This window comes from Ectothiorhodospira haloalkaliphila ATCC 51935 (assembly GCF_000633935.1).
GTDB classification, from domain to species: Bacteria; Pseudomonadota; Gammaproteobacteria; order Ectothiorhodospirales; family Ectothiorhodospiraceae; genus Ectothiorhodospira; species Ectothiorhodospira haloalkaliphila.
Genome location: NZ_KK214995.1, coordinates 37,408 through 50,769, shown reverse-complemented (window position 1 = coordinate 50,769; position 13,362 = coordinate 37,408). Strand labels below are relative to the sequence as shown.

General features: G+C 61.8%; 12 protein-coding genes and 1 tRNA gene. 8 read left to right on the top strand and 5 right to left on the bottom strand.

Annotated elements, in window-relative coordinates; all coding sequences use genetic code 11:
• Window positions 1-55 precede the first annotated feature (55 nt).
• The 5 genes from motA (at window position 56) to ECTHA_RS18760 (ending at window position 6,280) form a co-directional block, all read left to right on the top strand.
• Window positions 56-913, top strand: coding sequence for a flagellar motor stator protein MotA (gene motA / locus ECTHA_RS0100210; protein ID WP_025281031.1), 858 nt, complete (start codon window positions 56-58; stop codon window positions 911-913).
• A gap of 6 nt (window positions 914-919) precedes the next feature.
• The gene (gene motB, locus ECTHA_RS0100205; RefSeq protein ID WP_025281030.1) at window positions 920-1,774 is read left to right on the top strand and encodes a flagellar motor protein MotB; all 855 of its coding nucleotides are present in this window, start codon (window positions 920-922) and stop codon (window positions 1,772-1,774) included.
• 78 nt (window positions 1,775-1,852) lie between these two features.
• Window positions 1,853-2,803 (top strand): LysR family transcriptional regulator, encoded by a 951-nt coding sequence (locus tag ECTHA_RS0100200; protein WP_025281029.1) that lies wholly within the window; start codon window positions 1,853-1,855, stop codon window positions 2,801-2,803.
• Between the two features lie 57 nt (window positions 2,804-2,860).
• Window positions 2,861-2,935 (top strand) — tRNA-Val (locus ECTHA_RS0100195).
• A 192-nt stretch (window positions 2,936-3,127) separates the two neighbouring features.
• Window positions 3,128-6,280: an ATP-binding protein gene (locus tag ECTHA_RS18760; RefSeq protein ID WP_051582513.1), complete on the top strand. Its 3,153-nt coding sequence runs from the start codon at window positions 3,128-3,130 to the stop codon at window positions 6,278-6,280.
• Window positions 6,281-6,420: 140 nt separating this feature from the next.
• Here the strand turns inward: ECTHA_RS18760 and pufA are convergent, their stop codons facing one another.
• Together pufA and pufB are read right to left on the bottom strand one after the other, a co-directional pair.
• The gene (gene pufA / locus ECTHA_RS0100185) at window positions 6,421-6,615 is read right to left on the bottom strand and encodes a light-harvesting antenna LH1, alpha subunit (RefSeq protein ID WP_025281026.1); all 195 of its coding nucleotides are present in this window, start codon (window positions 6,613-6,615) and stop codon (window positions 6,421-6,423) included.
• Between the two features lie 90 nt (window positions 6,616-6,705).
• Window positions 6,706-6,864, bottom strand: a complete 159-nt coding sequence (pufB, locus tag ECTHA_RS0100180; protein WP_025281025.1) for a light-harvesting antenna LH1, beta subunit — start codon at window positions 6,862-6,864, stop codon at window positions 6,706-6,708.
• Window positions 6,865-7,089: 225 nt separating this feature from the next.
• Here pufB and ECTHA_RS19165 point away from each other — a divergent pair, with 225 nt between their 5' ends.
• Complete coding sequence (locus ECTHA_RS19165) at window positions 7,090-7,629, top strand: Slp family lipoprotein (RefSeq protein ID WP_084306560.1); 540 nt, start codon at window positions 7,090-7,092, stop codon at window positions 7,627-7,629.
• 72 nt (window positions 7,630-7,701) lie between these two features.
• Here ECTHA_RS19165 and egtD read toward each other — a convergent pair whose 3' ends face one another.
• From egtD to ECTHA_RS16350, 3 genes are read right to left on the bottom strand one after another with little or no spacing between them, the layout of a single operon-like run.
• Complete coding sequence (gene egtD / locus ECTHA_RS16355; protein ID WP_025281023.1) at window positions 7,702-8,670, bottom strand: L-histidine N(alpha)-methyltransferase; 969 nt, start codon at window positions 8,668-8,670, stop codon at window positions 7,702-7,704.
• The gene (gene egtB / locus ECTHA_RS0100165; RefSeq protein ID WP_025281022.1) at window positions 8,670-9,956 is read right to left on the bottom strand and encodes an ergothioneine biosynthesis protein EgtB; all 1,287 of its coding nucleotides are present in this window, start codon (window positions 9,954-9,956) and stop codon (window positions 8,670-8,672) included. The genes egtD and egtB overlap by 1 nt, the downstream gene beginning before the upstream one ends.
• Window positions 9,957-10,016: 60 nt before the next feature.
• Complete coding sequence (locus tag ECTHA_RS16350; protein ID WP_025281021.1) at window positions 10,017-11,243, bottom strand: patatin-like phospholipase family protein; 1,227 nt, start codon at window positions 11,241-11,243, stop codon at window positions 10,017-10,019.
• Between the two features lie 161 nt (window positions 11,244-11,404).
• Here ECTHA_RS16350 and ECTHA_RS0100155 point away from each other — a divergent pair, with 161 nt between their 5' ends.
• Window positions 11,405-11,884 carry a DUF427 domain-containing protein gene (locus ECTHA_RS0100155; RefSeq protein ID WP_025281020.1) on the top strand — a complete coding sequence of 160 codons (480 nt, stop codon included), beginning with the start codon at window positions 11,405-11,407 and terminating at the stop codon, window positions 11,882-11,884.
• A 153-nt stretch (window positions 11,885-12,037) separates the two neighbouring features.
• The gene (locus ECTHA_RS0100150) at window positions 12,038-13,027 is read left to right on the top strand and encodes a TonB-dependent receptor plug domain-containing protein (RefSeq protein WP_025281019.1); all 990 of its coding nucleotides are present in this window, start codon (window positions 12,038-12,040) and stop codon (window positions 13,025-13,027) included.
• Window positions 13,028-13,362 lie beyond the last annotated feature (335 nt).

Here is a 13,362-nt window from a genome sequence, read left to right as displayed (position 1 = left end):
TTTTCTCGGCAAGCCAGCCCCGCAGTCATCGCGCCAACCCGGAGGATAGCGGCTCGTGAATCTGATCATTGGCTCAATCATCGTTACCGTCGCCGTATTGGGTGGCTGGGCGGCGCACGGCGGGCAGCTGATCCTCATCTGGCAGCCGTACGAGTTTGTCATCATCTGTGGGGCGGCACTGGGCGCCTTCGTCATCGCCAACCCGATGAAGACCATCATCCAGGTGTTCAAGGCGATCCCCAGGCTCATGGGCGGTTCCACCTATACGAAGGACGACTATCTTCAACTGCTCGGCCTGATGTACGAGATGTTTTCCAAGGCCCGCAAGGAAGGCCTGATGTCCATCGAGGCGGACATCGAAGAACCCGAGAGCAGCCCACTCTTCGAGAAGTACCCCCGTATTGCGAAGAATCATCATGCGGTGGAGTTCATTTGTGACTACATGCGTCTCGTGGTGAGCGGGGCCATGAATCCATTCGAACTGGACAACCTCATGGACATCGACCTGGAAACCCACCACGAGGAGGTGGCCGAGCCCTCCCATGCGGTGGCCCGGGTGGCCGATGGCCTGCCGGCCTTTGGTATCGTCGCGGCGGTGCTCGGCATCGTGAACACCATGAGCGCCCTGGACGGTCCCATCGACAAGATCGGTGGTCTCGTGGCGGCCGCACTGGTGGGAACCTTCACCGGTATCCTGCTTGCCTATGGTTTCGTCGGGCCCATGAGCTCCGCGCTCGAGCGCCGGGCCGAGGAGGAAGCCAAGTTCTTCGCCTGTCTCAAGGCCTGCATTCTCGCCAACGTCCAGGGTTACAGCCCTCAGGTAGCGGTGGAGTTCGGCCGCAAGGCCATGGCGTCGGACCTGCGCCCAAGCTTCGCGGAACTGGAATCCCACCTGCGCGGCGCCAAGGAGTAAGGGCCCATGGCGGCCGAAGACAAGAAGCAACCCATCGTCATCAAGCGGGTGATCAAGAAGGCAGGCCACCATGGTGGCGCCTGGAAGATCGCCTTTGCGGACTTTGCTGTCGCCATGATGGCGTTCTTCCTGTTGCTCTGGATTCTGGGGATGACCGATGATCGGCAAAAAGCCGCCATCTCGGAATATTTCCAGAACCCGTCGGCTGCCATGGGGATCAGCCCCACGCCCCCCTACCCCACCGAGGGTGACGGCGCTTCTCCATCCATCATTGATTTTGAAGGGACCATCGACATGGATCGTGCCGAGGAAATGGCACGCGAACAGGACGAGGAGCGCCTGGAATCATTGATGGAAGTGCTGGAAGAAGCACTGGACAAGAGCCAGGCCCTGGAGCCCTTCAAGGATCAACTGTTACTGGACATCACGCCCGAGGGTCTGCGGATACAGATCGTGGATCGCGAAAACCGCCCCATGTTTGACCTGGGCAGTGATCGTCTTCTGAATTATTCCCAGGCGATCCTGCGCGAATTGGGTGCCATCATCAACGCCGTGCCCAATCGCGTCACCATCACCGGGCATACCGACGCCCGCCCCTTCCCCAGTGCCGACTACACCAACTGGGAACTGTCCACCGACCGGGCCAATGCGGCACGGCGGGCGCTCGTGGCAGGCGGCATGGAAAGCGACAAGGTGGGCCGCGTCATGGGCCTGGGTTCCACGGTGCTGTTCAACAGGGACAATCCCCAGGATCCCATCAACCGGCGCATCAGCATCATCGTGATGAACAAGGAAGCGGAAGATGCCATGTACGAGACCACGGCAGTGGAATACGACGGTGGCGACACGAGCCCCTTCTGAAGCTGCGACCGGGTCACGAAACGATGCGTTGATAGGCATCCCCCTGCTGGATGATCATGGCGCCGGATAACACTGACGATGAACTTCACTTTCCGCCAACTCAAGGCCTTCGAGGCCGTGGCCCGTCACCTGAGCTATACGCGGGCGTCGGAGGAACTCCATCTCACCCAGCCCGCCGTCTCCATGCAGATCAAGCAGCTCGAGGAGCATGTGGGCCTGCCGCTGTTCGAACAGATCGGCAAACGCATCCATCTGACCGACGCTGGCCGTGAGCTCTACCACTACAGTTGTGCCATCGCCGCACAACTGGCAGAGGTGGAAATGGTGCTGGACGAGATGAAAGGTCTGCGTCGCGGCCATCTCACCATCGCAGCGGCCAGCACCGCCAACTACTTCGTGCCCCGGCTCATCGCCGCCTTCTGCAATCGTCATCAGGGGGTCTCGGTCACCCTGGAGGTGAGCAACCGGGAGGAACTGCTGAACCGGCTGGCCATCAATGCCATGGATCTGGCCATCATGGGACAACCCCCCACATCAGAGCCCATGGCCCACCCCTTCATGGAAAACCCTCTGGTGATCATCGCACCACCGGAGCATCCCCTGGCCAACGAGAAGGACATCCCACTGAGCCGTCTCTCGGGGGAGTGCTTTGTCATGCGTGAGACAGGTTCGGGAACCCGTGGCGCCGCCGAACGCTTTTTTGCGGAGCACGGCGTGGCCCTGCGCGCAGCACAGCAGATGCACAGCAGCGAGGCCATCAAGCAGGCGGTGGAGGCAGGCATGGGCCTGGGCGTCTTGTCCCTGCATACCCTGGAGATGGAGTTGCTGTTGAACCGGCTGGTGGTGCTGGACGTGGAAGGCTTCCCCATTCGGCGGCACTGGTATGTGGTTTACCCACGTGGCAAACGCTTTTCGCAAGTGGGACAAGCCTTCCTGGATTTCACCCTGCAGGAGGCCCAGCATGTGCTCAGGGTACCGCCTGTGGGGACCGGCCAGGATGCCTCTCGAGGCCCGAACATATCGACCTGAAAATCAGGTATTGACGACCCTCACTGCCCTCCCTATAATCTGCGCTTCTCTCGTATCGGGCGGTTAGCTCAGCGGTAGAGCACTGCCTTCACACGGCAGGGGTCACTAGTTCGATCCTAGTACCGCCCACCAAATGCAGTAAGAAAAACAGCCGCTTAAGGGAAACCTTGGCGGCTTTTTTCTTGCCATGACGAATTGTATCCCCCACCCTCACTCGGTAAACTCCACGCACCGCCATAAAAAGGACTCTGGGCTATCCGCAGGCCATGCCGGAACCATGGCCTCTGCTCATGCCGTGCCCGCACGGCCTCAAGATTGCCGGCAATGACCCAAGACGATGTCCATTCCAATCATGCCCTGAAACGCGCTCAGCATGCCGTTGAGCAGGGTGATTTCGAACAGGCCGAGGATCTGCTCAAACAGGGTGAAGTGAGCCTGGCCGAGCTGGTACAGACCCTCAGCGTGTATGAGTCGGAACTGGAGATCCAGAACGCCGAGCTGCGCGAATCCCAGTTTGTCACCCAGCGGTTACTGGATAACTACGCTGCCTTCTTCGGCGGCCTGCCCATGGCATCCCTGGTGGTGGATCAAAGCGGCATGATCCTTGAGGCCAATGAGGAGGCCACAAAGGTGTTCAGGCTCGACGTGAGCCATCTGCGCCGGAAACGGCTGTGCAGCCTGGTGGATCGTGAGCACGAGACCATCGTCCAGGTGGCCCTGCGCCAGGCTGCGCGAGAAGGCCAGGCCCGGCTGGCAAACATCCGTTTTAGTGCCAGCCCCGCGCAGCGGGATCACTTCCCGGGGGAACTGCACGTGGCACGCCTGCCCGGCCGCGACGGCCGGGATGTGGAATTCGCCTGCGCCCTGGTGGACCTCACCGAGCGGGTGCGTCATGAGGAGGAGTTGCGCATTGCCCATGAGCAATTGCGCGAGAGCGAACGCGGCTATCGCATTGCCGCCCAGCACTCACCGGACTGGGATTACTGGTACGGGGCCGATGGCCGGTATGTCTATGTCTCTCCCGGCTGTGAGGACATCAGTGGCTATCCCCCGGAGGCCTTCCTGAAGGATCCGGACCTCATGTACACGCTCTTCAGTCCGGAGGATGCCCAGCGCTGGCGCCAGCACCTGGCGCAGGTGACCCATCAAGAGGGCGATCTGCCCCATATGGCTCTGGAGTTTGCCGTGCATCGCCCGGATGGCGAGATCCGCTGGATCGAACACCACTGCCAACCGGTGGTGGACGACGACGGCACCTACCTGGGTCGACGCGGCGTCAATCGCGACATCACCGAGCGCAAGCTGGCCCAAGCGCGTCTCGAGCAGATCTTCCGGCTGTATGCGACCCGCACCCAGGTGAATCAATGCATCAACCGCATCGATGACGAAGGGACTTTATTGCATCGCACGGCCAGCATCGTCGTGGAACAGGGGGGCCTGGATGCCTGTGCCATCAGCCTGCGCCACCGGGGCGATGCCCAACTGAAAAAGCCCGTGGTCCATGGACTGACCGAGGAGCAGGCCCGGGAACTGCCCCTGCAAGAGACCTGGGAAATACTGCGTGGCAATCCCTGGGAATGCCTGAACGACCGTCCCTTGCTTTGCAAGGATTGCGAGTCCCCCGATACGCCCGAGGCCTGGCGGGAATGGGCGGGCGCCAACGGCATACGTACCTGCGTCCATTTCGTGCTGTTCCGCGGCGATGAACTATTGGGCCTGGCCAGCTTCATGGGGCGCGACAAGGACCTGTTCACCGAGGATGTTCTGCACTCTCTGCGAGGCATCGTCGAGGACACGTCCCATGCGCTGCACCAGATGGAGCGGGAGCGCAAGCGCCGGTCCATCGAAACCGCCGCCCAGGAGCGCGAAGCCAAAACGCTGGCCTTCACCCAGGCCATCATCGACTCGCTGCGCTCCAGCATCTGCGTGCTGGATCACGAGGGCACGATCATCGCCGTAAACCGTGCATGGGATGATTTTAGTCGCCATCACCAAGGCGCCCAGGACCCGGTGGGACAGGGCGTCAACTATTTCTCGCTATGCAGCGCGGTTCAGGGTGAATCAGCGGACGAGGCGCGACGGGTCGCGACGGGTATCCGGCAGGTTCTGCGCGGCCAGATGCCCCATTTCGAGGACGAATACCGAATCGCTGGTACGGCCTTCATGGTACTGGCCACCCCTCTGGACGGGGGACCCACATCCGGTCGACAGTTAGTGATCAGCCACAAGGACATCAGCGAACGCAAGCAGACGGAGGAAGATCTGCGCCGGGCGAAGGAAGAAGCCGAACGGGCCAGTCGCGCCAAATCCGAATTTCTCTCCAACATGAGCCATGAGCTGCGCACCCCCATGAATGCCGTGCTCGGTTTTGCCCAGTTACTGGAGACCGATCCCACACTGGATGAGATCCAGGCTGACAGCGTGGGCGAGATCCTCAAAGGCGGTCGTCATCTGCTGGACCTGATCAATGAAGTGCTGGATCTGGCCAGCGTGGAGGCTGGCCGGGTGGAACTATCCATCGAAAGCATCCCCCTGAGGGAACTCGTGCGCGAGTGCCTGATGCTGCTCACCCCCCTGGCCGACGCCCGACAGATCCGCATCGACCCGGGCCACGACGAGGATTGCGTGGTCCTGGCCGACCGTATACGACTCAAGCAGGTGATGATCAACCTGCTTTCCAACGCCATCAAGTACAACCGGGATGGCGGTGATGTGCGCCTGGATATCCGCTCGGATTTCGAGGGATGGCTACGCATCAGCGTGACTGACACGGGCAAGGGCATTTCTCCAGACAAGCTCGACCAACTCTTTCAGCCCTTCAGCCGCCTGGAGGGGTGCATGGAGGGCGTTGAGGGCACGGGAATCGGGCTGGCCATCAGCCGTCGACTGATGGAGGTCATGGGAGGAGAGATTGGCGTGGACAGCCAGCCAGGAGAGGGCAGCACTTTCTGGTTGCGCCTGCCCCAGGGGGTTCAGGAGTCCGTCGAGGTGAGCCGCATGGAACCCAGCAGCCAGCCCGCACCCATGGGGGATGCAACCCAGACCCACACCGTACTGCATATCGACGACAATCCGGCCAATCTGCGACTTGTAGCGCAGATCCTCACCCGCCGCCCTCATCTGCGCCTGCTCAGCGCCCCCGATCCGGGCCTGGGCCTGGAGCTGGCCACCGCCCATGCACCGGACCTGATCCTGCTGGACATCAACATGCCCGAACTGGATGGCTACCAGGTACTCAAGCGGCTGCGCGCCAGCCCGGATACGACCCGCATCCCGGTCATGGCGCTCACGGCCTTTGCCACCGAACGCGACGTGGAGCGGGGTATCAGCGCAGGCTTTGACGAATACCTGACCAAGCCCCTGGACGTGGAGCACTTCTTGAGCGTGCTGGATGCGCTGCTGCAAAAGGCTCAAAAGGAGGACGGCCCCCTTTCAAGGGACCAGGCGAGTCAAACAACTGGGGTCACAGGCAGGTAGCCGCTGGAGAGCGACGGTCCTTCAACGGCCGGGACCAGAAAGAGGCGGGGTTTTTCAGGGGGTTTCCCCGAGGCTGGGCGGGATGCAAATGACAGAGCAATCCCGCCCAGCAGTCGGGCATCAAACGCCTTGAGGCCAGTTCAGCCCAGGGTTGACTTGCCCGTTTGCTCAACCGCGACCTGCTCGACCGTGTCGACCAGAGAGGCGGTATGCATCCAGTTGAAGCGCTCGGTGCTCAACAGGATGAAGTGGATCAAAAGGGCCAGCACGGCCAGGAATGCAAACAGGGCAACCAGCGCTCTGCGCGGATCGAACAGCAGCCAAGTACGCCACATAGTGAAATCTCCTATATCGGAAAGAAACTGCTTTTACTGCTTCGCTGAGAGTAGTGCTTCAGACCTGATTCGCCATTCAGGCGAAGGGTCTTACCAAGCCACACCCCAGGGACGCCACATCCAGGCCAGAACGTGGGCCACCGCGGCAACCGCCAGAAAACCCATCATGCTGGTCATGAAGACACCATGAAACTCCATGGCCTCTTCTTCGTTCAGCCCCGAGAGCGAACCTTTCGTTTCGTCAACCATTTAAATTCCCTCCAAATGAGACCTATTGGCAAATACCGCGTCGATTCAACGCGATCACAGACTTCGGAGCAGACACTACACGAGGATAATTTCCACGATAGTGATCCAGCACAAGAAAATCCCAGACGCTCGATTTTCCTCGGTCCATCAGATAAGCGAACCTGCACCCAACGCGGTGGTCTCAACGGAGTACAGGCATACCAGGCCGCTTCTCAGGTCATTCCCATGCGCACACTGCTGCTCCCCATTCTGCTGGCTTCGGTGGCACTGGTGGCTTGCGCCGCAACGCCCGAGGGCATACCCGCAACGGGCCCGGACAGTCCACACCTCACAGAGGTACGAGGCAACGCTGAGCGCTTCCAGGGAGCGCAGGTGCGCTGGGGTGGCTCGATCGCCGGGGTGGAAAACCAGGAGCACGGCAGCCTGGTTGAGGTGGTCTCTCGTCAACTGGATAACCGTGGGCGGCCACATTCCGGGGACGGCAGCGACGGCCGTTTTCTCGCTGTGGTGGAGGGCTTCCTCGATCCTGCCATTCATACCCCCGGGCGCGCCTTCACCGTGACCGGAACCATCGACGGGATCGCCACGCGCCCTGTGGGTGAGCACAAATACGACTATGTACGCGTGCGCACAACCGGACACCATTTGTGGCCTGAGCCACGAACCGACCGATCGTACCGTCACCCCCCTCCGTACTTCTACGACCCTTGGTATGACCCCTGGCATCCGTGGTATCCCCACCCCCGCGGACTGCGTCGGTGGTGAAGCCGCCCCCAATCATTTGCAAGCCAACGGACCGGACATCCGATTGGTTCCTGAACGGACGCGGCGGGTCGTTCAGTCCACTGCCACCCAGTACTGAAGGCTGAACCAGCCTTTCTCGTCCTCCCAGGTGCGATGCAGGGCAAAGCCTGTTTCGGCCGCCAGCGACTGCAGGGCCGGCTGAGTGTATTTGTGGCTGTATTCGGTGATGATGGCCTCATCCGTGGCGAAGTGAAAGGTCTCGCCAGCCAGGTGCACTGCCTGCGGACAACGGCTGACCAGATGCATCTCGATGCGTCCAGCGTCCGCGTTCCACACCGCCCGGTGGCTGAAATTGCCGATATTGAAGTCCGCACCCAGCTCCCGGTTGGCACGCTCCAGCAGGTTGAGATTGAAGGCGGCAGTGACGCCCTGGGCATCATCGTAGGCAGGGATGAGCACTTCGGACGGCTTTTGCAGATCCACCCCCAGCAACACCGCGCCCCCGTGACCGACGACCCGGCGCAGGGTACGCAGCAACTGCCGCGCCTCTTCGGGGGTGAAATTGCCCAATGTGGAGCCAGGAAAGAACACCACCCGGCGCCGCGCCCGCAGCCGCGGCGTGGGGAGCGAGAATGGCCGGGTGAAATCTGCCGCCACCGGCAGGATCTCCAGTTGCGGAAAAGCGGCCTCCAGAGGCCCCAGATTGGCCACCATGTGCTCCAGACAAATCTCCATGGGCACATAAGCAGCGGGTTCCCGCAGGTGTTTCAGGATCAGCGGTACCTTGGTGCTGCTGCCACTGCCCGGCTCCACCAGCATCACGCGTGGCCCCAGGACCCGGGCCATCTCGGCGCCATGCTGCTCGAGGATCCGACGTTCGGTGCGCGTGGGGTAATACTCGGGCAACTCGCAGATGCGATCGAACAGGCGCGAACCCACCTCATCGTAGAAGTACTTGGGCGAGGTCTGCTTCGGGCGCCCCGACAAGGCCGTGAGCATGTCCTGCAGGAACACTTCCCGCTCGTCGGCGGGGGAATTGAGGCGTTGTGCGTTTGCCGGCATCAGTCGATATCCTTGGCCAGCCGGATCCCCATGAACTGCCAGCGGTCTCCGGGATAGAAGAAATTGCGATAGGTGATTCGAGCGTGCCCGGGCGGGGTCACGCAGGAGCTGCCGCGCAGCACCATCTGGTTACACATGAACTTGCCGTTGTACTCCCCAATGGCCCCGGCGGGCGCCCGGTAACCGGGGTATTGCACATAGGGGCTGGAGGTCCACTGCCATACGTCGCCAAAACACTGGCGCAGGCCACTGCCCTGTGCGGCGTCGGGATGAAAGGCAGAATGCCCGCCCTGCCCCACCGGTTCGATCCCGGCCTGTTCAACGGCGGTCTCCCATTCGGCCTCGGTGGGTAGCCTGGCGCCGGCCCAGCGGGCAAAGGCGTCGGCCTCGTAGTAGCTCACATGGCACACGGGGCGGGATGGATCCAGGGCCTGTTCGCCCAGCAAAGTGAACTCCGAGTTGTACTCCCGGTTCCAGTAAAGCGGGCGGTCCCAACCCTGGGCCTGCACGGTGGCCCAGCCGTCGGAAAGCCAGAGTTCCGGGGTGCGGTAGCCACCGTCGCGAATGAATTCCAGGAATTCACCGTTGGTAATCAGGCGGTCCCCCAACCGATGAGGTTCCAGCCATTGCCGATGCCGCGGGCGCTCGTTATCGAAACAGAAATCGGCCCCCTCGGAACCGATGTCCACCAACTCCCTGGACCCGGGCAGGAACTCCAGGGGTGCCATGGATACCACCGCGGAAAGCGAGCCATCACGGTAGGCCGGACACAGTGGATTGGCAGCCAGCACATGTTTGATGTCCGTGAGCATCAGCTCCTGGTGCTGCTGCTCATGGTGCAGTCCAAGCGTGACCAGTTGCGCCAATTCCGGATCGTCTCCACGTTCACCCAGCAAGTTCAGCAGGTGTTCATCCACATAGGCACGGTAGGCCATGATCTGGTCGACGCCGGGGCGCGTGATCTGGCCGCGTTGCGGACGGGGGTGCATCTGCCCCACTGTGTAATAATAGGAGTTGAAAAGGTAACCGTAACGTTCATTGAATCGGCGATAACCCTTTGCGTGGGGATGCAGGATGAAATTTTCGAAAAACCAGGTGGTATGCGCCAGATGCCACTTGGTGGGGCTCACGTCGGCCATGGTCTGCACCGTCATGTCCTCGGCGGACAACGGTGCCGCCAGGGCAACGCTGTGATCCCGGACCGCCTGGTAACGGTGGCGCAGGGTTTGAAGAGTAACCTCGGTCTGCGTAACGTCTGGCTGGGCAATATCGGGCAGGGCACTCACGGCGGGCTCCTTACAACCATGGGTTCTGTCAATGGAAGTTAAACTGTGACTTGACCCACGTCAACGATCATCCGGCAAATCCTCATTAGCCCAGCCCATGAACCCTCTCAATGCCTGGCGACGATCCATGGCATCCCGATACCCCAGTCGGATCAATTCACGCGTGAAGCCGGCCTCGAAGAGCAGGTAGGAAAGCAACTCCGAGCGTTCGGGATGCATGGCTCCCAGCGGGTACAGGGCCGCCCGCATCAGGCGCGGTAATTCACGCCGATAGCGAACGGCCACTGCCGCAAGGTCCTCCGACGGAGCGATCACCAGGGCCTGGATCGGCCTTAATTCCACACCGCCGGAGCGAAGGGTTTGCCGACCCGTCGCCCTCAAGGTGGCATTGATACGCTCCATCCGCTCCAGATCCACGGTAAGGCCATCCAGAAAAATGCTGGACAGGGCATGTCCGGCCACCTGCCCCGGCGAAGGATAGGCTTCACCCCGCTCCCAGGGGTCTTCCTGTAACTTCCAGGAACTGATCACCAGCACCCGATCGGCCCCCAGGTGGATCGCCGGGCTGATGGGCGACAGGTGTCGCATGGAACCGTCGCCAAAATATTCCCGGTCAAGACGCACAGCAGGAAAGACAAAAGGAATGGCACTGGTGGCCATGAGGTGATCGATGCCCAGTTGTGCCGGAATACCGACTCGCTTGGCCCGTCGCCATGGCTCGATCTCTCCCACCCCCTGGTAGAACGTGAGACTCTCGCCGGAGGCATATCCAAACGCGGACACGCTGGCGGCACGCAAATGGCCGTCAGCGATGGCCTCTTCCAGGGCCGAAAAATCCAGCGTACGGGTGAGCAGCTGCCGAAGCGGCGCGTTGTCCAGAACCGCCAGGGGGCGAAAGCGCGGGAAACGTGCGGCCAGCGGGTACAGGCTCCAGCGCAGCGCCGAAGACAGCAAGGCACCTGCATCAGCCCGATACACCTGGTGAGCACGGAAATTCCCCCAGATGGTCTCCATGCTCTCGACCCCGGCCCTGAAATCCCTGGCGAGCACCGCCAGTACCGCGGCGTTGATGCCTCCCGCCGACACCCCGCACAGAATCGGCATCGGAGTGGGACCCTCCGTGCCACGAAGATCCACAATCGCCTTGAGCACGCCCACCTGATAGGCCGCCCGGGCGCCCCCGCCAGTGAGGACCAAAGCACGTCGGGGCTCGGCGTGGTCATATTGATCAGCGCTCTGCGAGGTGGAATGCGGTGAGATCATATTGAACGAACGATCCATCGACATGTGTTGCCAGTAACCTGAGATCCTATTGCAGCTCGCCGGCCAAAAATACCATGGACACGGACATGTCTTTGGAACCAGGCCCGGAAGCCACACGAAGGAACCAGGCGGATCGGCCGACGCTCCAACCACGCACCGGCTGGAGATGAATTGAGGAGACCACCATGACCAAGAGCCACCCCCGGGAATCCGTCTGGGACTATCCGCGTCCACCCCGAGTGGAGCCGACGCAGCGCCACCTGATGGTGATCCATGATGGCCAGGTTCTGGCCGAGACCCGGCAGGCCTTTCGGGTACTGGAGACATCCCACCCGCCCTGCTACTACCTGCCCCCGGACAGCGTCGACTGGTCAAATCTGGAGCCCAGCGACACAAGCACGTACTGCGAATTCAAGGGGCAGGCCCGCTACTGGAACCTGCGCACACCGGACGGCACCATCCGCGATGTGTGCTGGGCCTATGCGCACCCCACAGCCTCCCATCGCGACATTGCCGGGTTTGTCTCCTTCTACGCGGGCCGGGTCGAGGCCTGTTACGTGGACGATGAGCAGGTGCAGGCGCAGCAGGGCAGCTTTTACGGCGGCTGGATCACCAGCGAGATCGAGGGCCCCTTCAAGGGCGGGCCGGGTACGGCGGGCTGGTAATGCTCTGGTTTGGCCAATATCAATGACGCTGCACCCAACCAAGGATTATCATGACGCACATAATTCTTATTCCAACCCCTCCAAGCGCAGCAGCCAAGCCCGCCAACCGGCCGTCACCGGTGAGCCAGCCAGGCCCCTTTCACGGATCGCCCCATGCCTCACTTTCTCGCATCCCACCGGGACCGCCGGTTCAGCACTGTCTTCCGCAAACCCCGTCTGACGCCCCTGGCCGGCGCGATGGCGGTTTTATTGCCCACCCTCGCCCACGCTCAAGCCAGCCAGCCCGTACCCGAGGCTTCTGCAATATCGCTGGAAACAGTAACCGTCACGGCGGGCACCCGCACCGAACGGGCCCTGGAGCGCAGCCCGGCATCGGTGGAGGTGATCACCGCTGCAGACATCCAGAACAGCGGTTCCGTGCTGCTCGGCGACGTGCTGCGCAACCACTCCGGGCTGTATGTGAGTGCCGATGGCACCCTGGCCTCCATCCGGGGCGCCAGCCGGGATGACACCGTGTTCCTGATCAACGGACGCCGCATCTCGGGTGAGCCGAGCCGGCGCTACGAGCTCAACCGCCTCACGGCAGGACAGATTGAGCGGGTCGAGATCCTCAAGGGCCCGGGCAGCGTGCTGTATGGCTCCGATGCCCTGGGTGGCGTGATCAATATCATCACCCGCCAGCCCCGCACCGGCTTCGAGGCGGATGTGGACGTGCAGGCGGGGATGCGCGATGGCGGTGGCGCGGAGCGGTTCTCGGCCAGCGCCAACCTGCTCGGCGGCAATGAGCGCACGCAGGTCAGCGTGCTGGCCAACGCCAGCACACGCAATGCCTATGAGAGCAGCACCTCTGCAGAGGTAGGGGTCACCGGGCAACGACGGCTTCCCTCCGAGCACGGTGGACCCAACTCGCCCGTCCGTAACATCCAGGATATCTACCGTTTCGATGAACAGCGCCTGGACGAGGCGGACGTGTATAACCTGGGAGTGACACTACGCCACGAGATCAGTCCCACCCTGCAGGGTGAACTGGAACTGGGATGGATGGAGGAAAGCCGCTCCCGGGATTACGTCAATGAGGGCCGTACCGACACGAACTACACCAACATGCAGGACCAGATGTTGTTTCCCACCCCAAATCGCTGATCACCGCCTGATCTGAAGCGGATTATTTCCTCGTTGATAGAGCCAGCGTGGTGGCAGAGTGTGAGTCGGGTGTGAGGCGAAGTGCCCGGATTGATTCACCGGGCTGGCGGATCGGGGCGGACAGGGGCATGATCTGAGGCCAACCCATAAAAGTGGCCCGCCACCGGTAGCCGCCGTGCGGGCCGGTGGCCGGTGTGCTATTGCGGTTGAGAACGCCTTTGACCGGCGAACAATACGTTACCCAGCAAGGCTGGTTGAAAGCAAGCCTGACGTGTTGTCCGCTGCATCCTGCCGGGGGCTGTGGCTTTGCCCGCCACGGCAGCTATGCGCGCAAG

Bases quoted from the DNA above. Each gene is read 5' to 3' on its own strand.
- motB (WP_025281030.1), top strand. From the start codon at position 920: ATGGCGGCCGAAGACAAGAAGCAACCCATCGTCATCAAGCGGGTGATC.
- ECTHA_RS0100200 (WP_025281029.1), top strand. From the start codon at position 1,853: ATGAACTTCACTTTCCGCCAACTCAAGGCCTTCGAGGCCGTGGCCCGT.
- ECTHA_RS18760 (WP_051582513.1), top strand. From the start codon at position 3,128: ATGACCCAAGACGATGTCCATTCCAATCATGCCCTGAAACGCGCTCAG.
- pufA (WP_025281026.1), bottom strand. From the start codon at position 6,615: ATGTGGCGTACTTGGCTGCTGTTCGATCCGCGCAGAGCGCTGGTTGCC.
- pufB (WP_025281025.1), bottom strand. From the start codon at position 6,864: ATGGTTGACGAAACGAAAGGTTCGCTCTCGGGGCTGAACGAAGAAGAG.
- ECTHA_RS19165 (WP_084306560.1), top strand. From the start codon at position 7,090: ATGCGCACACTGCTGCTCCCCATTCTGCTGGCTTCGGTGGCACTGGTG.
- egtD (WP_025281023.1), bottom strand. From the start codon at position 8,670: ATGCCGGCAAACGCACAACGCCTCAATTCCCCCGCCGACGAGCGGGAA.
- ECTHA_RS16350 (WP_025281021.1), bottom strand. From the start codon at position 11,243: ATGTCGATGGATCGTTCGTTCAATATGATCTCACCGCATTCCACCTCG.
- ECTHA_RS0100155 (WP_025281020.1), top strand. From the start codon at position 11,405: ATGACCAAGAGCCACCCCCGGGAATCCGTCTGGGACTATCCGCGTCCA.
- ECTHA_RS0100150 (WP_025281019.1), top strand. From the start codon at position 12,038: ATGCCTCACTTTCTCGCATCCCACCGGGACCGCCGGTTCAGCACTGTC.